Source organism: Micromonospora sp. NPDC049903, from assembly GCF_044460945.1.
GTDB lineage: Bacteria > Actinomycetota > Actinomycetes > Mycobacteriales > Micromonosporaceae > Micromonospora.
On the sequence record NZ_JBITKL010000007.1, the window covers coordinates 137,790 to 156,087 of the forward strand.

General features: G+C 71.9%; 19 protein-coding genes. 11 read left to right on the forward strand and 8 right to left on the reverse strand.

Features of this window, described 5'->3' with window-relative positions:
* Positions 1 to 31 precede the first annotated feature (31 nt).
* Complete coding sequence (locus ACIBO1_RS14460; RefSeq protein WP_396745813.1) at positions 32 to 1,048, reverse strand: LacI family DNA-binding transcriptional regulator; 1,017 nt, start codon at positions 1,046 to 1,048, stop codon at positions 32 to 34.
* Between the two features lie 277 nt (positions 1,049 to 1,325).
* Here ACIBO1_RS14460 and ACIBO1_RS14465 point away from each other — a divergent pair, with 277 nt between their 5' ends.
* Genes ACIBO1_RS14465 through ACIBO1_RS14475 form a run of 3 tightly spaced genes read left to right on the forward strand, consistent with a single transcriptional unit; the run spans position 1,326 to position 4,443 of the window.
* Positions 1,326 to 2,477: a Gfo/Idh/MocA family protein gene (locus ACIBO1_RS14465; RefSeq protein WP_396745816.1), complete on the forward strand. Its 1,152-nt coding sequence runs from the start codon at positions 1,326 to 1,328 to the stop codon at positions 2,475 to 2,477.
* The gene (locus ACIBO1_RS14470; protein ID WP_396745819.1) at positions 2,474 to 3,628 is read left to right on the forward strand and encodes a DUF993 family protein; all 1,155 of its coding nucleotides are present in this window, start codon (positions 2,474 to 2,476) and stop codon (positions 3,626 to 3,628) included. Before ACIBO1_RS14465 ends, ACIBO1_RS14470 begins: the two co-directional genes overlap by 4 nt.
* On the forward strand, positions 3,625 to 4,443 hold the full coding sequence (locus ACIBO1_RS14475) for a sugar phosphate isomerase/epimerase family protein (RefSeq protein ID WP_396745822.1): 819 nt from the start codon (positions 3,625 to 3,627) through the stop codon (positions 4,441 to 4,443). Before ACIBO1_RS14470 ends, ACIBO1_RS14475 begins: the two co-directional genes overlap by 4 nt.
* On the opposite strand, the gene ACIBO1_RS14480 is transcribed toward ACIBO1_RS14475, so the two are convergent.
* A complete protein-coding gene (locus tag ACIBO1_RS14480; protein ID WP_396745825.1) occupies positions 4,422 to 4,649 on the reverse strand; it encodes a hypothetical protein in 228 nt (75 codons plus the stop codon). The two genes, ACIBO1_RS14475 and ACIBO1_RS14480, sit on opposite strands and share 22 nt — an antisense overlap.
* 2 nt (positions 4,650 to 4,651) lie before the next feature.
* Positions 4,652 to 5,851, reverse strand: a complete 1,200-nt coding sequence (locus ACIBO1_RS14485) for a helix-turn-helix domain-containing protein (RefSeq protein ID WP_396745828.1) — start codon at positions 5,849 to 5,851, stop codon at positions 4,652 to 4,654.
* Positions 5,852 to 6,170: 319 nt separating this feature from the next.
* Here ACIBO1_RS14485 and ACIBO1_RS14490 point away from each other — a divergent pair, with 319 nt between their 5' ends.
* Together ACIBO1_RS14490 and ACIBO1_RS14495 are read left to right on the forward strand one after the other, a co-directional pair.
* The gene (locus ACIBO1_RS14490; protein WP_396745831.1) at positions 6,171 to 7,388 is read left to right on the forward strand and encodes a helix-turn-helix domain-containing protein; all 1,218 of its coding nucleotides are present in this window, start codon (positions 6,171 to 6,173) and stop codon (positions 7,386 to 7,388) included.
* 57 nt (positions 7,389 to 7,445) lie between these two features.
* Positions 7,446 to 7,928 carry a GNAT family N-acetyltransferase gene (locus ACIBO1_RS14495; RefSeq protein ID WP_396745834.1) on the forward strand — a complete coding sequence of 161 codons (483 nt, stop codon included), beginning with the start codon at positions 7,446 to 7,448 and terminating at the stop codon, positions 7,926 to 7,928.
* On the opposite strand, the gene ACIBO1_RS14500 is transcribed toward ACIBO1_RS14495, so the two are convergent.
* The gene (locus ACIBO1_RS14500; RefSeq protein WP_396746127.1) at positions 7,925 to 8,833 is read right to left on the reverse strand and encodes a 5'-3' exonuclease H3TH domain-containing protein; all 909 of its coding nucleotides are present in this window, start codon (positions 8,831 to 8,833) and stop codon (positions 7,925 to 7,927) included. The two genes, ACIBO1_RS14495 and ACIBO1_RS14500, sit on opposite strands and share 4 nt — an antisense overlap.
* Positions 8,834 to 8,927: 94 nt before the next feature.
* Here ACIBO1_RS14500 and ACIBO1_RS14505 point away from each other — a divergent pair, with 94 nt between their 5' ends.
* The 3 genes from ACIBO1_RS14505 (at position 8,928) to ACIBO1_RS14515 (ending at position 11,161) form a co-directional block, all read left to right on the forward strand.
* Positions 8,928 to 9,308 (forward strand): VOC family protein, encoded by a 381-nt coding sequence (locus tag ACIBO1_RS14505; protein ID WP_396745837.1) that lies wholly within the window; start codon positions 8,928 to 8,930, stop codon positions 9,306 to 9,308.
* Between the two features lie 139 nt (positions 9,309 to 9,447).
* The gene (locus tag ACIBO1_RS14510; RefSeq protein WP_396745840.1) at positions 9,448 to 10,590 is read left to right on the forward strand and encodes an acyl-CoA dehydrogenase family protein; all 1,143 of its coding nucleotides are present in this window, start codon (positions 9,448 to 9,450) and stop codon (positions 10,588 to 10,590) included.
* Between the two features lie 64 nt (positions 10,591 to 10,654).
* Complete coding sequence (locus tag ACIBO1_RS14515; protein ID WP_350694246.1) at positions 10,655 to 11,161, forward strand: AsnC family transcriptional regulator; 507 nt, start codon at positions 10,655 to 10,657, stop codon at positions 11,159 to 11,161.
* On the opposite strand, the gene ACIBO1_RS14520 is transcribed toward ACIBO1_RS14515, so the two are convergent.
* Positions 11,091 to 11,702 carry a histidine phosphatase family protein gene (locus ACIBO1_RS14520; protein ID WP_396746130.1) on the reverse strand — a complete coding sequence of 204 codons (612 nt, stop codon included), beginning with the start codon at positions 11,700 to 11,702 and terminating at the stop codon, positions 11,091 to 11,093. The two genes, ACIBO1_RS14515 and ACIBO1_RS14520, sit on opposite strands and share 71 nt — an antisense overlap.
* A gap of 202 nt (positions 11,703 to 11,904) precedes the next feature.
* Here ACIBO1_RS14520 and ACIBO1_RS14525 point away from each other — a divergent pair, with 202 nt between their 5' ends.
* The gene (locus ACIBO1_RS14525; protein WP_396745845.1) at positions 11,905 to 13,578 is read left to right on the forward strand and encodes an ABC-F family ATP-binding cassette domain-containing protein; all 1,674 of its coding nucleotides are present in this window, start codon (positions 11,905 to 11,907) and stop codon (positions 13,576 to 13,578) included.
* A gap of 209 nt (positions 13,579 to 13,787) precedes the next feature.
* On the opposite strand, the gene ACIBO1_RS14530 is transcribed toward ACIBO1_RS14525, so the two are convergent.
* On the reverse strand, positions 13,788 to 15,203 hold the full coding sequence (locus ACIBO1_RS14530) for a DHA2 family efflux MFS transporter permease subunit (protein ID WP_396745847.1): 1,416 nt from the start codon (positions 15,201 to 15,203) through the stop codon (positions 13,788 to 13,790).
* 59 nt (positions 15,204 to 15,262) lie between these two features.
* Between ACIBO1_RS14530 and ACIBO1_RS14535 the strand changes: the two genes are divergently transcribed.
* The gene (locus ACIBO1_RS14535) at positions 15,263 to 15,895 is read left to right on the forward strand and encodes a TetR/AcrR family transcriptional regulator (RefSeq protein WP_396745849.1); all 633 of its coding nucleotides are present in this window, start codon (positions 15,263 to 15,265) and stop codon (positions 15,893 to 15,895) included.
* A 232-nt stretch (positions 15,896 to 16,127) separates the two neighbouring features.
* Here the strand turns inward: ACIBO1_RS14535 and ACIBO1_RS14540 are convergent, their stop codons facing one another.
* Positions 16,128 to 16,256, reverse strand: coding sequence for a hypothetical protein (locus tag ACIBO1_RS14540; protein WP_396745852.1), 129 nt, complete (start codon positions 16,254 to 16,256; stop codon positions 16,128 to 16,130).
* Positions 16,257 to 16,475: 219 nt separating this feature from the next.
* Between ACIBO1_RS14540 and ACIBO1_RS14545 the strand changes: the two genes are divergently transcribed.
* Positions 16,476 to 16,670, forward strand: coding sequence for a CsbD family protein (locus ACIBO1_RS14545; protein ID WP_117227666.1), 195 nt, complete (start codon positions 16,476 to 16,478; stop codon positions 16,668 to 16,670).
* A gap of 99 nt (positions 16,671 to 16,769) precedes the next feature.
* On the opposite strand, the gene ACIBO1_RS14550 is transcribed toward ACIBO1_RS14545, so the two are convergent.
* On the reverse strand, positions 16,770 to 18,179 hold the full coding sequence (locus tag ACIBO1_RS14550; protein WP_396745856.1) for a KamA family radical SAM protein: 1,410 nt from the start codon (positions 18,177 to 18,179) through the stop codon (positions 16,770 to 16,772).
* Between the last annotated feature and the right edge of the window lie 119 nt (positions 18,180 to 18,298).

Sequence of the window (18,298 nt, forward strand, 5' to 3'; positions counted from 1 at the left end):
GCCGCGCAACCGGATCGCGGCGGCCCGGCGGTCAGTCCGGTGGCGGGGCGGAACTGTCCCGGCGGACCAGCTCGGCGGCGAGCGACTCCACCCGGGGGCGGTCCGCGCCCGGGTCCAGCGCCATCGCCATCGCCCGCGCGCCCATCTCCACCAGCGGCAGCCGGATCGTGGTCAGCGTCGGGGTGACGTCCCGGGCCATCGGCATGTCGTCGAAGCCGACGACGGTGACGCGGTCGGGCACCGCCAGCCCGCGCGAGCGCAGCAGCGCCAGCGCGCCGATCGCCATCGAGTCGTTGAGCGCCGCGATGGCGGTCAGCTCCGGTTCCGCGTCGAGCAGGGCGGCGGTGGCGGCGGCACCGCTGTCGCGGTCGAACTCGGCGTACCGGATGCGGTGTTCCGGCAGGTCCCGGCCGTGTGCGGTCAGCTCCTCGCGCAGCCCGGTCAACCGGTCGGTGGTGGTGGTCAACACCTGAGGGCCAGCCACCACGCCGATCCGTTCGTGGCCCAGCCGGCACAGCTCCTGCCCGAGCAGTCGGGCGCCGCTGCGGTTGTCGGGCATCACCGCGTCGCCGGAGTGTTCGTGCCGGCCGATCACCGCGACCCGCCCGCCCGTCGCCTCGTACGCGGCCAGCTTGCCGTTGAGCAGGCGGGTGAACTCCGCGTCGTGGTAGCCGGAGCCGGCCAGGATGATGGCGGCCACCTGGTGCCCGCGCAGCAGCTCGACGTACTCCAGTTCGCGCTCCGGGTCGCGGTAGCTGTTGCAGATCATCAGTAGTCGACCCTGGTCGGTGGCGACCCGTTGCAGGCCCCGGGTGATCTCGGAGAAGTACGGGTCGGAGACGTCGTGCACGATCACGCCGACCGCGCCCCGGTGCGAGCGGGCGAGCAGTTGGGCGTGTGCGTTCGGCACGTACTGCAACTCGGCGACGGCCTGGAGCACCCGCTCCCGCAACTCGTCGGTGACCGGCTTGCTGCTGCCGTTGATCACCCGAGAGGCGGTGGCGGGAGAGACGCCGGCCCGCCGGGCCACATCGGACAGAGTCGCCACGTACCGCCCCCTTGCGCTCACGCCGCGCGCCTGCGGCCAGCGTCACCGTACCGCAGTCGGGGTCTTCCGCTCGGACGCCGGTTCCGGCAGCTCACACCGCTGGTCGCGGCCCAGCTCAGCGTGCTTCGCACGGTGTCGGGACGGTGGTCGGCACCGGTCGGTGGGTGATGGGGGCCGGAAATATCGCTGCCGGGAGAGCGCTTGCCGCGGCGCGACCGTCCGGCCTAGGCTACGTGGGGAAAGCGCTTACCTGAGCGTGTACGACGGAAGGACCCCCATGACCCGCAGGTCGATCGGCATCATCGTGAACGGCGTCACCGGCCGGATGGGATACCGGCAGCATCTGGTGCGTTCCCTGCTGGCCATCCGCGACGCCGGCGGCGTGCGGCTGCCCGACGGCACCACCCTCTGGCCGCACCTCGTGCTGGTCGGTCGCAGCGAGGCCAAGCTGCGGGAGATCGCCGACCGGCACGGCCTGACCGACTGGACCACCGACCTGACCTCGGCGCTGGCCCGCGACGACGTCGAGATCTACTTCGACGCGCAGGTCACCCAGCAGCGGGAGAAGGCGATCCGGCAGGCCATCGAGGCCGGCAAGCACATCTACACCGAGAAGCCCCTGGCCGAGGACACCGCCGCCGCCCTGGACCTGGCCCGGGCCGCCAACGCCGCCGGCATCCGCACCGGTGTGGTGCAGGACAAACTCTTCCTGCCCGGGCTGCGCAAGCTCAAGCGGCTCCTCGACGGCGGCTTCTTCGGCCAGGTGCTGTCGGTGCGCGGCGACTTCGGCTACTGGGTCTTCGAGGGCGACTGGCAGCCCGCCCAGCGTCCCTCGTGGAACTACCGGGCCTCCGACGGCGGCGGCATCGTGGTCGACATGTTCCCGCACTGGCACTACGTGCTGGCGGAACTGTTCGGCGAGGTCCGCAGCGTCTCGGCCACCGTCGCCACGCACATTCCGCAGCGCGTCGACGAGCGGGGCCGCCCGTACGCGGCCACCGCCGACGACGCCGCGTACGCCGTGTTCGAGCTGGCCGGCGGCGTGATCGCCCAGCTCAACTCCTCCTGGTGCGTCCGGGTGCACCGCGACGAACTGGTCGAGTTTCAGGTCGACGGCACGCACGGCAGCGCCGTGGCCGGGCTGCGTCGATGCCGGGTGCAGCACCGCGCGGTCACCCCGAAGCCGGTGTGGAACCCGGACCTGCCCGCCACCGAGGACTTCCGGTCGCAGTGGACGGAGGTGCCGGACAACGAGGAGTTCGACAACGGCTTCAAGGTGCAGTGGGAGGCGTTCCTGCGACACATCGCGGTCGACGAGCCCTTCCCGTGGGACTTCCTGGCCGGGGCGCGCGGCGTGCAACTGGCCGAGCTGGGCCTGGTGTCGGCCCGCGAGGGGCGTCGCGTCGAGATTCCGGAGCTGTCGCTGTGAGCGCCGCCGAGGTCAACCTGCCCGGTGGCCGGCGACTGCGGCTGGCCGGCGGGACCGGACACCCCCGCCCCGACGGCCCGCCGCGCAGCCGGATCGCGTACGCCGCCGCGCACGTGGTGGCCGATCCGCAGGCCCACAACACGCCGGGTACGCCCGCCGTCGTCGACTGGGAGAGCACCCTCGCCTTCCGTCGCCACCTCTGGTCGTATGGCCTGGGGGTGGCCGAGGCGATGGACACCGCGCAACGCGGCATGGGCCTGGACTACCCGGCTACCCGGGAACTGATCCGGCGCAGCGCGGCGGAGGCCCGGGCGGCCGGCGGTCGGATCGTGGCCGGTGCCGCCACCGACCAGTTGCCGGCCGGCCCGGTCACCCTCGCCGAGGTCACCGCCGCCTACCGCGAGCAGCTCGACGACGTGCAGGCCGCCGGGGCGGTGCCGGTGCTGATGTGCAGCCGCCACCTGGCCGCCGCCGCCCGTGGCCCCGAGGACTACCTGCGGGTGTACGACGACCTGCTGTCCGCCGCCGACCGGCCGGTGGTGCTGCACTGGCTCGGCCCGATGTTCGACCCGGCGTTGACCGGCTACTGGGGCTCGACCGACCTGGACCTGGCCGCCGACACCGTGGTGGAGCTGCTCAAGACGCACGCCGCCCGGGTCGACGGGATCAAGGTGTCGCTGCTCGACGCCGGACGCGAGGTGGCGCTGCGCCGCCGACTCCCGGCCGGCGTACGCCTCTACACCGGCGACGACTTCCACTACCCGGAGCTGATCCGGGGCGACGCGGACGGCTACTCCGACGCGCTGCTGGGTGTCTTCGCGGCCATCGCCCCGGCCGCGTCGGCCGCGTTCGCCGCCCTCGACCGGGGCGACCTGACCGCGTACGACGAGATCTTCGCGCCCACCGTGCCGCTGGCCCGGCACCTGTTCGCGGCCCCGACCTGGTATTACAAGACCGGCATCGTCTTCCTCGCCTGGTTGGCCGGTCACCAGGACCACTTCACCATGGTCGGCGGCCTCCAGTCCGGGCGGTCGCCGGCGCACCTGGCCGCCCTGCTCACCCTGGCCGACGCCGCCGGTCTGCTGCCCGACGCCGAGCTGGCCGCCGCCCGCGCCCGGGCCTTCTTCCAGGTCGCGGGGGTGGCCCAGTGACCGCCGGTCGCCCGGAGCTGGCCCGCTTCTCGTTCAACCAGGCCACCGCCACGCACTGGGCCCTGCCGGACGTGGTGGCCGGGTGCGTCGACGCCGGAGTGCCCGGCATCGGGCTGTGGCGGGAGCCGGTCGCCGAGTACGGCGTGGACCGTGCCGCGAAGCTGGTCCGCGACGCCGGGCTGGCGGTGACCACGCTGTGTCGGGGCGGGTTCTTCACCGCCGACGACTGGTGGGACGAGAACCGGCGCGCCGTCGACGAGGCCACCACCCTCGGTGCGCCGGTGTTGGTGCTGGTCTCCGGCGGCCTGCCGGCGGGCAGCAAGGACATCGACGGGGCGCGGGCCCGGGTGGCCGACGCCGTCGCCAAACTGGCGCCGTACGCCGACTCCGCCGGGGTGACGCTCGCCATCGAGCCGTTGCACCCGATGTTCAGCGCCGACCGCTGCGTCATCGCCACCCTCGGCCAGGCCCTCGACATCGCCGAACGGTTCGACCCGAGCGTGGTCGGCGTGGTGGTCGACGCGTACCACGTGTGGTGGGACGACACGGTCCACGACCAGATCGCCCGCGCGGGGGAGTGGATCGCCTCGTTCCAGGTCTGCGACTGGATCACCCCGCTGCCCGAGGGCGTACTGCTGGGGCGGGCGCTGCCCGGCGACGGCTGCATCGAGCTGCGCCGGATGCGCGAGGCGGTGGACGCGGCCGGCTACACCGGCCCGATCGAGGTGGAGGTCTTCAACGCGCAGGTGTGGGCACGTCCCGGTGCGGACGTCCTGGCCGCCTCGATCGACGGCTACCTGCGGGAGGTGGCCTGACGACCCGGATCGCCCCGATCACGCCAGCGCATCTGCCTGATGGTGTCGAGGATGTCGCGGGCAGCGGTGGCTGCCGGGCAGTCCGGCGGCACGCGGCAGATCGGGCAGGTGCCGCTGGGCGTGGGATGGTGGTCGCGGAGGGTCCGCCGGGCCGTGATGGCGAGTCGGTTGAGGATCTGGGCCAGGGACAGGAACGGCGCGGTCATGCTCAACCCACCCCGAGGGTGGTGGCGAGCTGAATGATCGGCATCGGAGCGTCCGGGTGTCGGATCATCTGGGTCAGCAGGTCTCGGGCGGCGGGCCGGTGCCGCACCTCGGCCGGTGCGGTCTGATCGGCATCGAGGAGGATCCGGGCGGCGGGGGTCGGGTCGTCGTCGTGAAGATGGGCGCGGGCGGCGTCGAGCAGATACGCGGCACGGTGCTCTGCGGGCAGCCACCGCCAGCCATCACGGCGCACGACCTCCTGGTGCAAGGTGGCGGCCTCGCCCGGGTCGCCCCACTCCAGCGCCGCCACCGCCCGCGCCATGGCGACTGCGGTAGGTCCGAAAGCGGTGTGGTGGTGGTCGTGGCCGTCGCCCACCCGGGCAGCCAGGTCGGCGGCCTCGTCGAGCAGACTCACCGTGGCGCGCTCGTCTCCCTGCCGAGCCGCTGCGAGGGCGGCCTGCACCAGCAGCGTGCCGCACAGGGACAGGTGCGCCGGCTGGTCGCCGTCGAGGTCGGCCCGGACGATGCGGTACGCGGCTGTCCGCATGGCCGACACCGCCGAGCCCGCCCGGCCGGTGGCACGGAGCACCTGCCCTAGCTGAACCGCCGCAGCGGCGACCAACTCCGCATCGTCTGTGGCGATGGTCATCGCCCGGTCGACGGCCAGCCAGCCCAGCTCGCCCTCGCCGAGCTTGACGAGTAGTGCGGCCGTTATGCGGTACACCTCCACCAGTGCTACCCGCCCCGCTCCCGGATCGAGGGTGTAGCAGCACTGCGCTCCGACCACCAGCTCCGGCAGCCCACTGATCAACTGCGGGTACCGCGCGTGCTGGTATGTGGTCCACGCATGTCCGATGCTGCGGGCCAGGTGAGCTGCCGAGGGGGCTTCCCGGGCCGCCGCCCGGCGACCGAGGGCCATGTCGTACGTCGACAGTGCCGCCCGGATCCGCTCCACACCCTCTGCTCGGACGTCGACAGCGGAGCGCTGACGGTCCCGACCGAGCAGGGTGGCCTGGTCGATCCGGAGCACTGCGGCGACCTCGGCGATCGTGGATACCTTGTCCAGTGATCGGACGCCACGTTCGACCTTGTCGACCCAACTCTTCGACTTGCCCAACCGATCGGCGAGCACCTGCTGAGACATCCGCCGCCGCCCCCGCCAGTACGCCACCCGCCGGCCGATCGGCAACGACTCGCTACCCATTGTCGTACGGCACCCAGTGCACTGACGTGCCAGGGGCGATGGCTGAATCGACTCGCATTCGTACTCCCTTGTTGCCTGAATCGGAAGGGCTGCGGGATCGCATCGCCGCCAGACTGGAGACCTCCGTGCAGACGTCGCGATCCCGCAGCCCGAGGGACTACCGCAGGCCGACGGCCTCGACATCGATGTCAGTGACCGTCGGCGCGTTATCCCAGCCGGTCCGCCCGGCCCGTCGGGGGACCTAAAAGCAGCCTTGTCGCTACTCTGCGTGTGGGGTAGGTGTGAGCAGTGGGCCCACACAATTGCCCACATCGCGGGGATGCCGATGGGACGTTTTGGGGAGACACTGAAACAGCACCGGCTCGCCGCCGGGTTGTCGCTGCGCGCCTTGGGTTCGGCTGTTCGTCTCGACTTCTCCTACCTGTCTCAGGTGGAGCGGGGCGTAAGGCCACCGACCCGGCCACTCGCGGAAGCGTGCGACGATGCGTTGGGCGCGGGCGGTGCGCTCGTGCAGGCGTGGCAGCGGCAGGCAGGTGAGACCGATATGCGGAGACGGAAGGTTCTCGGCGCGATGGGTGCCCTCGCCGCAGCACCGGCCGTGGCACCGCTCGTCGGCCTGGAAGCCCTCCGTCACGGCTTCAATGTCGCCGCCGGACACGCCGATGAATGGGACAGGATCGCCGAAGACTACGGCTACGACTACTACCGGCTGCCCGCAGACCAACTGGACCGCCAGCTCACCGTCGACATGACTGTCCTGCAACATCAACTCGCGGCGGCTGACGGGCCCCAGCGGGCAGGGTTGTTGCGGGCCGCGTCGAAGCTCTCGCTGATGGTCGCATTCGGAATGGTCGCCGCAGGGCAAGGCTGGGCAGCCGCCCGATGGTGGCGGTCGGCGCGCGAACTCGCGGCCAACTCCGGCGACCCGGACTCGGTCGTGGCGGGGTGGGCGTGGGATGTCGTCAATGGCTGCTACGACGGCCGGGACCCCAACACGGTCGTGCAAATGTCCGACCAAGCCCTGCCGTTGGTGCATCAGCGGGCGTCGGCGGCTACGTGCGGCCTACTGGCCGGACGGGCACAGGCGCTTTCCCTGGCTGGCCGACATACGGAGGCAGTCGCCACAGTCGAACGGCTTTCGGACCTCGCATCTCAGCTACCCACGTCGGTGATCACCGATGTGGAATCGGTCTGGGGCTGGCCGGAACATCGGCTGCATTACACGGCGTCGTGGGTGTTCACGCACGCTGGGCGGTTCGCCGACGCGAAACGGGCGCAGTCCCTGGCGCTCGCCCTGTACCCGCAGTCCCAGGCACGGCTCCGCGCTCAGGTGCAGTTGCACCAGGCGGTCTGCCTGATCCGCGAAGGCGACATCCCTGACGGGCTGCGACTCGCCGCAGACCTGCTCGACGCGTTGCCAGGCGAGCACCGCAACGAGCTGCTACTGACGGTGGCCCGTCAAGTGGTGGACGCCGTTCCGGGGAGTGAGCGTCGGCGGCCCGCGTACGGGGACCTGACTGCCATCGTCGGCGCATAGGGGCTGCGGACCGTGGCCGTGACCTACAGCCGCCACACCTCGATAACGCCTGAACACGTGAACGCCCTCGCCGACCTGTACGGCATCGTCTATGCCGAGCCGCCGTACGAGGAGGGTCCGGAGGAAGTGGCCGGATTCCGCAAGGGTCTCCCCGAGGAGGCCCGTCGGCCCGGCTTTACCCTGATCACGGCCCACGACCAGGGTGTGTTGGTGGGTGCCGCCTACGGTTGGACGATGGGCTCCGGGCGCTGGTGGAGTCGCGCTGGCCAGGACCCGCCCGCCGACGTGCGCGAGGTGGACAAGTTCGCGGTGATGGAGTGGATCGTGCGCCCGGAGCAGCGCGGTCGGGGCGTGGGTGCCGAGTTGATGCGGCGACTACTCGCTGCCCGGCCGGAGCCGGTGGCGACGCTCGCGTCGAATCCGCGTTCGGCTGCCCGCACCATCTACGCGCGAGCAGGCTGGGTGCAGGTGGGCGATACGGCGACTCCGTGGGGTGCCCGCATGGACCTGTTGGTGCTCAGGACGTCGGCCGAGCGCTAACCCGTCGTGGTGCGGTTGGCGAGGGCGTCGACCAGGCGGCGGGTGGAGCCGGCCAGGTTCCACCGCTCGGCCAGCTCGACCAGGCGTTCCGGGTCGGCCGGGTCGGCCGGCAGCTCGGTGGGTAGCGGCGGCAGTGGCACGTCCAGGGCGACCCGGACCACCTTCGGCGCCACCGCCAGGTAGTCGCGGGCGGCGTCGAGCTTGGTGCGCAGGCCGGGCGCGAAACCGGAGGCCGGATCGTCCAACGCGGCCAGGATGCCGGCGATGTCGCCGTACCGCTCGATCAGTCGGGCGGCGGTCTTCTCGCCGACGCCGGCCACCCCCGGCAGCCCGTCGCTGGGGTCGCCACGCAGCGCGGCGAAGTCGGCGTACCGGTCGGCGGCCACCCCGTAGCGGGACCGGACCGCCGTGTCGTCGCAGTCGTCCAGCTTGGCCACGCCCCGCCCGACGTAGAGCAGCCGCACCCCACGGGCGTCGTCGACGAGCTGGAACAGGTCGCGGTCACCGGAGACCACCTCGACCGGCCCGGGTTGGGTGACCGAGAGGGTGCCCAGCACGTCGTCGGCCTCGTATCCGGTCGCGCCGACCACGGTGATGCCGAGGGCGTCGAGCACGTCCAGGATCATCGGCACCTGCGGGCTGAGGGTGTCCGGCACGACCTCGCCGCCATCGGGGGCCACCCGGTGCGCCTTGTACGACGGCAGCAGCGCGACCCGCCAGTCCGGCCGCCAGTCGTGGTCCATCGCGCACACCATCCGGCCCGGACGCCGGGTACGGACCAGTTGGGCGAGCATGTCGAGGAAACCGCGTACGGCGTTGACCGGCTGGCCGTCGGCGGTCCGCGCGGCCGACTCGGGAATGCCGAAGTAGGCCCGGAAGTAGAGACTGGGCGCGTCGACGAGCATGATCGGAGTCTGCTGTGCCACGCCCGACAGCCTGGCACATCCCACCGACGTTCGCGGCGGGTGGCACGTCGACGGCGCAACCCAGGAGGACGCGATGACCACGACGCCCCGGCTCGCGCTGACCACGGTCAACCTGGACACGCCCGACCCGGCGGCGCTGTCCCGCTTCTACGCGCGACTGCTCGGTTGGACGGTGGAGGTCGAGGAGGCCGACGACGTCATCCTGCGCGGGCCCGAGGGCGGGGTGGGCCTGTCCTTCCAGCGCGAGCGGGCGTACGTGCGGCCGACCTGGCCGGCCGAGGCGGACCGGCAGCAGATGATGATGCACCTGGAGATCGGGGTCGAGGACCTGGCCGCCGCCCTGGAGCACGCGCTGGCCTGCGGTGCCACGCTGGCCGAGTTCCAGCCGCAGGACGACGTCCGGGTCTGCCTGGACCCGGACGGCCACCCGTTCTGCCTCTGGCTGATGGACTGACCGCGAGGCCGGTCGGTGGTCGACACGACCCGCGCCGTCCGTGCCCGGCACCCGAACGAACGTTAAGCTGAGCGGGTGGGAGCCAGAAGCTTCCACGGCGTACGACGGCTCACCACCATCCCACGGAGCTCACCGCGCTATGACTGTCGACCGGATCCTGCCCACCGAAGAGGCCCACGACCTACTGGAGCTGGCCACCGAACTCGCCGACCGCGAGCTGGCCCCGAAGGCCGTCGAGTTCGAGCAGCGCGCCGAGTTCCCCCGCGAGCTGCTGCGCACCCTGGGCCGGGCCGGTCTGCTCGGTCTGCCCTACCCGGAGGAGTACGGCGGCGCCGCCCAGCCGTACGAGGTCTACCTCCAGGTGCTGGAGATCCTGGCGAGCCGCTGGCTGGCGGTCGCCGAGGCGGTCAGCGTGCACACGCTCTCCTGCCACCCGGTCGCCACGTTCGGCGACGACGCCCAGCGCAAGCTGCTGCCCGACATGATCGGCGGCGAACTGCTCGGCGCGTACTGCCTCTCCGAACCGCAGGGGGGCTCGGACGCCGCCGCGCTGACCACCAAGGCGGTCCGCGACGGCGACGCGTACGTGGTCACCGGCACCAAGGCCTGGATCACCCACGCCCAGGTGGCCGACTTCTACAACGTCTTCTGCCGCACCGGCGTACCCGGTCCCCGGGGCATCTCCTGCCTGCTGCTCGACCGGGCCACCCCCGGTCTCCACCCGCAGGCCGCCGAACGCACCATGGGACTGCGGTCGTCACCGGTGGCGCAGCTCGTGCTCGACGACGCGCGGGTGCCGGCGGAGCGGCTGATCGGCGGCGAGGGTGCCGGCTTCACCATCGCCATGTCCGCCCTGGACTCCGGCCGCCTCGGCATCGCCGCCTGCGCGGTGGGGTTGGCCCAGGCGGCGCTGGACTACGCGGTCGGCTACGCCCGCGAACGCCGCCAGTTCGGCCGCGCCGTCATCGACTTCCAGGGCCTCGGCTTCACCCTCGCCGACCTGGCCACCCAGATCTCCGCCGCCCGGGCGTTGACGCTCGCCGCCGCCCGACTGCGCGACGCCGGTCGGCCGTACTCGATCGAGGCGGCCAAGGCGAAGCTGTTCGCCACCGACATGGCGATGCGGGTGACCACCGACGCGGTGCAGGTGCTCGGCGGCGCCGGGTACGTGGCCGACCACCCGGTGGAGCGCTACATGCGGGAGGCCAAGGTGCTCCAGATCGTGGAAGGGACCAACCAGATCCAGCGCCTGGTGATCTCTCGCGCCCTGGCCAAGGACTGACCGAGCGCGACGCCCGGCGGAACAGTCGTCGCGCCGACGGGCCTTTCCGGGTAGGTTGCACGCCGTGGAGGAGATCGACCGGGCCATCGTCGCCGCGCTGACCACGGACGGCCGGCAGTCGTACACGGATCTCGCGGAGAAGGTGGGCCTGTCCGTCTCGGCGGTGCACCAGCGGGTACGCCGGCTGGAGCAGCGCGGTGTGGTCAAGGGCTACACCGCGCGGGTCTCGTTCGAGGCGCTCGACCTGCCGTTGACCGCGTTCGTGGCGATCCGGCCGTTCGACCCGTCGCAGCCGGACGACGCCCCGGTGCGGCTCGCTCACCTGCCCGAGATCGACTCGTGCTACTCGGTGGCGGGGGAGGACTTCTATCTGCTGCTGGTGCGGGTGGCCGGTCCGGTCGACCTGGAACGCGTACTCCAGGAGATCCGGACCGCGGCGAACGTCACCACCCGCACGACGGTGGTGCTCTCCACCCCGTACGAGGGGCGGCCGCCGAAGATCAGTGGCGAGCCGTCGAGTCGCCCTCGGCCGCGGGCGGCGGGGGAGGCGGCTGGTTCCACCGGAGGATGACCCGCCGGCCGTGCTCGTGACCGAGCACGCTCACGGTGGCGGTGTCCAGCCGGAGCAGCCCACCGGCCGACGGCGGCAGGCCGATCCACCGGGCGCCCAGCACGCGCAGCGAGTGCGCGTGCCCGACGATCGCGACGGAACCCCTCTCCAGCAGCGGATGCACCGTGGCGAGCAGCCGGTCCAGGCGTTCGCCCACCTCGCTCGGCGACTCCCCGCCGGGGCACCCGTCGGTCCACACGTTCCAACTGGACCGTTCGTCGTGGATTTCGGCGGTGGTCCGTCCCTCGTACTCGCCGTAGTTCCACTCGGCCAGGTCCTCGTCCGTGCTGGTGACGGTCAGCCCGGCCAGTTGCGCGGTGAGCAGCGCCCGGCGGCGCGGGCTGCTCAGCACCGCCACGAACCGCCGGCCGGCGAGCGCCGGACCGAGCGCGCGGGCCTGTCGCTCCCCGTCGGGCGTCAGCTCCAGATCCGTGTACGAGGTGTGCCGGCGACTCGCGCTCCAGGTGGTCTCGCCGTGCCGGACGAGCAGGATCTCGCTCATCTGCTCAGTCAACCAGGATGTGGTGCATGGGTTAGGATGGGGCCATGAATTGCCGCGCCTTCACGATGAAGCCCTGGTTCCGCCGCTGACGGCGGCAGGGTTGACCGGCTTCTTCTAGCTCCGCTCTGTTTCGCCGTCCTGGTGTTCCCGCCGGGCGGCCTGATCGCGCTGCCCGGCTCCACGACGAGCCGAAGAGCGCAGAGTGAACAATCTTGAACTGAACCCCACCCAGGACGCGACCCCCGGCCTGCCGGCCGGTGACCGGGCGCATGTCCGGGCCGAGGGCGTACGCGTGGTGCTGGGCGGACGGGTGGTGCTGTCCGACGTCAGCGTGACCGTCTCCGCTCGTTCGCGGCTTGCCGTGGTCGGCGAGAACGGCCGGGGCAAGACGACCCTGCTCCGGGTACTGACCGGAGAACTCACCCCGGACCAGGGCACGGTGGAACGAACGGGCACGATCGGCGTGGCCCGACAGGCGCTGGAGGCGCGCAGCGGCGAGACGGTCGGCACCCTGGTCGCCGCGGCGATCCAGGAGTCCCAGGAGGCGGTGCGGGCGCTGGACGAGGCGGCCGTGGCGCTGACCGAGGGCCGCCCCGGCGCGGACACCGCGTACGCCGTCGCGCTGGACGCCGCCACCCGGCTGGACGCCTGGGACGCGGAACGCCGCGTGGACGTGGCGCTGGCCGGGCTGGACGCCTGCCCGGACCGGCAGCGCCCGCTGTCGACGCTGTCGGTCGGCCAGCGCTACCGGGTCCGTCTGGCCTGCCTGCTGGGGGCGCGGCACGACCTGCTCATGCTGGACGAGCCGACCAACCATCTCGACGCCGACAGCCTGGCCTTCCTCACCCTGCGCCTGCGTCAGCATGCGGGCGGCGTGGTGCTGGTCAGCCACGACCGGGCCCTGCTCGGTGACGTGGCCGAGGAGTTCCTCGACCTCGACCCCAGCGAGGACGGCCGCCCACGGGTCTTCGCCGGTGGGTACGCCGGCTGGCAGGAGGGCCGTCGGCGCGAGCGGGAACGCTGGCTGCACGACTTCGAGGCCCAGCAGGCCGAACACCAGCGGCTGGCCGACGCGGTGAACGAGGCGCGGCAGCGGCTCAGCACCGGTTGGCGGCCGGAGAAGGGCCACGGCAAACATCAGCGCCAGTCCCGCGCTCCCGGCGTGGTGCAGGCGTTGCGCCGCCGTCAGGAGGACCTCGACGCCCATCGGCTCACCGTGCCCGAGCCGCCGCTGCGTCTGCGCTGGCCCGAGCTGCGGACCAGGCCCGGGGTGCCGTTGCTGCGCTGCGACGACGTCACGGTGGCCGGGCGGCTGCACCAGCCGGTCACGCTCACCCTGGACGGTGGGGAGCGGCTGCTGGTGACCGGGCCGAACGGGGCCGGCAAGTCGACCCTGCTCGAGGTGCTGGCCCAGAACCTGGAACCGTCCACCGGCGAGGTCCGGCACCTGGGGCGGGCCCGGGTGGCGTACCTGGGACAGGAGGTGCCGGCCTGGCCGCCGGCCGCGCTCGCCCGCGACCTGTACGACCAGCACGTGGGTCGGCTCCAGTCCGCAGGGCGGCTCCGCGAGGGCGACCGCCTGCCGCTGGGCGCGACGCACCTGCTGGACCGGGAGGCGCTGCGTACCCCGGTGGGCCGGATGTCGCAGGGGCAGCAGCGGCGGTTGAACCTGGCCCTGCGCCTGGCCGAGCTGCCCGACCTGTTGATCCTCGACGAGCCCACCAACCACCTCTCGGCGCTGCTGGTGGACGAGCTGACCGCCGCGCTGCGGGAGACCCCGGCGGCGGTCGTGGTCGCCACCCACGACCGCCAGATGCTCGCCGACCTGGCGGACTGGCAGATCCTGTCGCTGGGCGCCGCCGAGGAGTCGCCCTGAGGCGCGAGCCGGGCACCCGACAGTGCGGGTGATGCCGGTTGACCGGTGCCGGGGGGGGGGGGGGGGGGGGGGGGGGGGGGGGGGGGGGGGGCGGGGGGGGGGGGGGGGGGGGGGGGGTGGGGGTGGGGGCGGGGCGCCCCGCCGCCGACCCCGGGGCCGGGGCCCCCCCCCGCGGCGATCCGCCTGTTCCGGCCGGGGCGCCGGGTTTCTCAGCCGGCACCCACCGCTACCGGGACGTCGGGGGATGCGATGGTCGGCCGGCCGGGCAACCGTGCGCCGACGGCCAGCAGGAGGACGATCGCGGCGGCGAGGAACCAGTACACGCCGTGTAGACCGCTGAGCGGATCGCTTGCGGTGTCCAGGACGAACGCCACGACCGCGACGCCGACCGAGCCACCGAACTGGTTGAGCATGTACAGCACCGAGCTTCCCTGCGGCACGAGTGGCGGCGGCAGCGTACGGTACAGCGCGCCCATGGCGGGTGGGCCGACGAACCCCAGCCCGACCCCGATGGCCACCCCGGCGAGGACGACCCAGACCCCGTGCGTACGGATGTCGACCCTGGTCAGCGCGAATGCCGCCAGGGCGGCAAGAAGCCCGCCGGCCAGCACGAGGTTGCGGGAACCGATGCGGTCGCTGACCCGTCCGGCCAGCGGCGCGGCGAGTGCGCCGCCGATACCGAGCGGGGCGACCAGCAACCCGGCCGCGAGCGCGCCGTGCCCGCCCGCCTGCTGGAAGTAGAGCGGGAGGACGACCAGCGACGCGTACATCGTGACCCCGCTCAGCGCCATCACCACGACGCTCACCGCGAACCCACCTCTCGTGAACAACCGCAGATCGACGAGAGGGTGATCGCGACGCAGGGCATGGACCACGTAGCCACCCACCAACAGGACACCGGCGGTCAGCGGCACCAGTGCCGACCAGGTGACGAAGTCGGCGCGGTCGGCTGCCTGGGAGAGCGTCAGGAGCAGACCGGCGAAGCCCGGCCCGAGCAGCATCACGCCGACGACGTCGAGTCGGGTCGCCGTGCCCTGCGGTGGGTCGGTGGGCATCACGGCGCGGGCGAGCGCGAACGCGAGCACGCCGACGGGCACGCTGAGCAGGAACATCCACTGCCAGCCGAGGCCCTGCACCACGATGCCGCCGAGCACCGGGCCGAGCACCGGGCCGAGCGAGAGCACTGCGGCCATCAGGCCCATCACCCGTCCGGCGCGGCGCGGGCCGGCGGTGCGGGCGAGCAGGGTCAGCACGAGTGGGTCGAGGATCCCCGCGCCGACTCCCTGTAGCACCCGGAAGGCGATCAGGCTTCCCGCGTTCCAGGCCAGTCCGCAGGCGAGCGACGCGAGCACGAACAGCCCGAGCCCGGCGAGCCACATGCGTCTCCCGCCGAACCGGTCACCCGCCCAGGCGGTCACCGGGATGGTCACCGTGACGGCGAGCAGGAACCCGGTCGACACCCACCCGATCACGCCCAGCGAGGTGTCGAACTCCCTGGCCAGCCGGTCGATTCCGACCGCCACCATGGTGCTGTTGAGGATGCCCAGCGCTCCGCCGAGCAGGATCACTGCGACCAGGCGCCGCTGCGCGGCGTCCAGCCGGTCATCCCCCGTCTTCATACTCATGAGGCTGTTCTACCAGACTTACAAGTCTAGTTCGATAGCCGCGCGGGTATGCTCTCGACGTGAGTGGAGCCGTCGCGGCGCGTGGCCGCATCGACAAGCGGCAGGCGATCCTGGACGCGGCGTTCGTCGTGTTCGCCAGGGAGGGCTACGCCAGGGCCGGGGTGGACGTGATCGCGGCCGAGGCCGGCGTGGCCAAGGCGACGGTCTACAGCCACTTCGGTGACAAGGAGACGCTGCTGCGCGAGGCCATCGCCGCCTCCGCCGACCAGGCGCTGACCCAGAACCTCGCCGTCGTCGACCGGCTCACCGTACGCGGCGACGACCTGCACGACACTCTGGAGGACGCGGGCTTCCGGCTGCTCCAGTGTTACTGCGCCGACCGATCCTGGGCCCTGCGCCGACTGCTCGCCGCCGAGATCAACCAGTTCCCCGACCTGCTCGACATCGTGCACTCCCGGGCGGCGGGCCGGGTCACCGAAGCCCTGGCCGACCGACTCGCCCGGCTCTCCGTCGCCGGTCACCTGCACACGCCGGATCCCGTGCTGGCCGCCGAACAGTTCGTCGCGCTGCTCACCGGCTCGATGGACGCACGGGCGAGCCTCGGCACCCGGCGGATTCCCCACGCCGAGCTGCGTGCCGTGTCGAGGGCGGCGGTGGACACCTTCCTCAAGGCGTTCGCGCCGGCCCAGTAGGCCGGGGGGAGACCAGCGGCCTGCTTTCCACCCCGGACGGTGCCGCTCGTGCCTGCGTGTCGGCGCCTGCGGTGGGCCCCTACACCTGTCAGGTTCGGACGCTGTCGAGCTGACGGCATGAACGGATCGGGCTACCGGCGGGTCCGTGTAGGCCCTGCGTCTTGTGTGGTCTTGGCGGCTCGTGCGGGGCCTGCTGGGGGAGCGGAGGCGTCCCTGCTGGCGTAGGTCAGCGCTACCGCGCCGGTGCTGCGTCGTCGACTGGCGCGGCGAGCATGGGCGGCTCGTCGGCCTCGACCCGGGCCGCGCAGCGGTGCGGGCACCAGGACAGCAGGTCCCAGCGGAGAAGGTCCGGCGACAGCATGGACGGTTCAGCTCGACAGCGGCTCGCACAGCAGGCAGGGAGGCCACCGGGGCCGGCGCGACCAGCGAAAACAACCACACCTAGCTTCCTAGGATGCCTTAGCGGATGTGCGCAGCACCACCGCTCCGAGAACAGTTTCAGATCATCGGGGGAGGGGACACGACCTCAGGAGCGGAGCGATTCGCTGCGCTGGACCGCCGAGGCAGGCAGGGAGGCGACATGAGCTTCACCGACAAGGCGAAGAACAAGGTCGAGGAACTGAGCGGCGCCGCTAAGGAGCGCGTCGGCGACATGACCGACAACGAGCGCATGCGTGCCGAGGGCGCCACCGAGCAGTCCGAGGCCCGCGCCCGTAAGGCCGGTGAGAACGTGAAGGACGCCGGCCGCAACGCCAAGGACGCCTTCACCAAGTGACCGCACGCAGAAGCGGGCCACCGGAATGCTCCGGTGGCCCGCTTCGCGGCGTGGCGTCAGTCGGTGGAGGAGGTACCGACCGGGCGACGCCGGGTCCGGTCAGTCGTCGCGGTGGGTCTGCCACCACTGCCGGCCGGCCTCCGGCAGGGTGTCGATCGGGTCGTAGTACGCGTACCGCTTGTTGAGGGCCTCCAGGTCGGCGGACTCGATGGAGGTGCGGTAGTTCTTCGTCCAGTAGGAGATGCCGCGTTCGCGGTCGTACTCGGTGACCATGTGCACCCAGCGCTTGCCGACGAAGGGCACGTCGCAGACGATCCGGGGAGTGGCGTAGCCGGGCAGGTAGCCCATGATGTCGTGCTGGAGCTGCTGGGCGTGCCAGACCGGGACCCGCCAGTGCTCGGCGTTGGGGATCATGTCGCACATGTAGAAGTAGTACGGCAGGATGCCCGCCTCGCCCTGGAGGGCGAAGCAGAGGTCGAGCAGGTCGGTGGTGCTGGCGTTGACGCCGCGCATCAGCACGCCCTGGTTGCGCACGTCGCGTACGCCGACGTCGAGGGCGGTCTGGGTGGCCTTGGCGACCAGCGGGGTGAGCGACTGGGCGTGGTTGACGTGGGTGTGGATGGCCAGGTTGACGCCCCGTCGGGCGGCGGTGCGGGCGACCCGCTCCAGCCCCTCGACGACGTCGGGCTGCAACCAGTGCTGGGGCAGGCCCATGAGCGCCTTGGTGGCGAGCCGGATGTCGCGGATGGTCTCGATCTCCAGCAGGCGCATCAGGTACGACTCGAGGTTGCGCCACGGGACGTTGGCCACGTCGCCGCCCGAGACCACCACGTCGCGTACGCCCGGGTGGGCCTTGAGGTAGGTGATGTGGGCGTCGTACCGGTCGACGGGCTTGAGGGTGAGTTTGAGCTTGTCGACGGCGGGGGTGGAGTTGCCGACCAGGTCCATCCGGGTGCAGTGCCCGCAGTACTGGGGGCAGGTGGAGAGCAGTTCGGCGAGGACCTTGGTGGGATAGCGGTGGGTGAGGCCCTCGGCGACCCACATGTCGTGTTCGTGCAGTGAGTCGCGGGTGGCGTACGGGTGGGAGGGCCAGTCGGTGCGGCGGTCCGAGGCGACGGGGATCATGTATCGCCGGATCGGGTCGGCCAGCAGCGTCTCGGTGGTGGGTGGGGCGTCCGGCACCATGGTGTTGATCATTTGGGGTGGTACGAGCATGGACATGGTGGCCAGGGCGCGTTGGTCGGCTTCGAGGTCGGCGTAGAAGTGCTCGTCGACGGTGTCGCCGAGCAGGGTGCGGAGTTGCTTGATGTTCTTGATGCAGTTGACGCGCTGCCACTGGGCGCTTTCCCACTGGTCGCGGGTGACGTGACGCCAGCCGGGGAAGCGGGTCCAGTCGGGTTCGACGAGGCGGTGGCGGCGGTATTCGTACGGTTGGCCGGTCAGTGCGGTGGTGGGGGCCGGCTCGGGTGTTGCCGGGGTGGTGTGCACCGGCGGTTGGGTCTGGGTCACGGCCCCTCCTGCGGGTGTGTCGGTGGTCGTCCGGCCTGGGTGTCGGTCGATCCGGGTTCGTCAGCGAACCGAAGGTTACTGGAAAATATTCGGTATAGGAATTATTCTGCCGGAAGTTT

Bases quoted from the DNA above. Each gene is read 5' to 3' on its own strand.
- ACIBO1_RS14465 (WP_396745816.1), top strand. From the start codon at position 1,326: ATGACCCGCAGGTCGATCGGCATCATCGTGAACGGCGTCACCGGCCGG.
- ACIBO1_RS14480 (WP_396745825.1), bottom strand. From the start codon at position 4,649: ATGACCGCGCCGTTCCTGTCCCTGGCCCAGATCCTCAACCGACTCGCC.
- ACIBO1_RS14485 (WP_396745828.1), bottom strand. From the start codon at position 5,851: ATGGGTAGCGAGTCGTTGCCGATCGGCCGGCGGGTGGCGTACTGGCGG.
- ACIBO1_RS14490 (WP_396745831.1), top strand. From the start codon at position 6,171: ATGCCGATGGGACGTTTTGGGGAGACACTGAAACAGCACCGGCTCGCC.
- ACIBO1_RS14500 (WP_396746127.1), bottom strand. From the start codon at position 8,833: ATGCTCGTCGACGCGCCCAGTCTCTACTTCCGGGCCTACTTCGGCATT.
- ACIBO1_RS14505 (WP_396745837.1), top strand. From the start codon at position 8,928: ATGACCACGACGCCCCGGCTCGCGCTGACCACGGTCAACCTGGACACG.
- ACIBO1_RS14510 (WP_396745840.1), top strand. From the start codon at position 9,448: ATGACTGTCGACCGGATCCTGCCCACCGAAGAGGCCCACGACCTACTG.
- ACIBO1_RS14520 (WP_396746130.1), bottom strand. From the start codon at position 11,702: ATGAGCGAGATCCTGCTCGTCCGGCACGGCGAGACCACCTGGAGCGCG.
- ACIBO1_RS14530 (WP_396745847.1), bottom strand. From the start codon at position 15,203: ATGAGTATGAAGACGGGGGATGACCGGCTGGACGCCGCGCAGCGGCGC.
- ACIBO1_RS14540 (WP_396745852.1), bottom strand. From the start codon at position 16,256: ATGCTGTCGCCGGACCTTCTCCGCTGGGACCTGCTGTCCTGGTGCCCG.
- ACIBO1_RS14545 (WP_117227666.1), top strand. From the start codon at position 16,476: ATGAGCTTCACCGACAAGGCGAAGAACAAGGTCGAGGAACTGAGCGGC.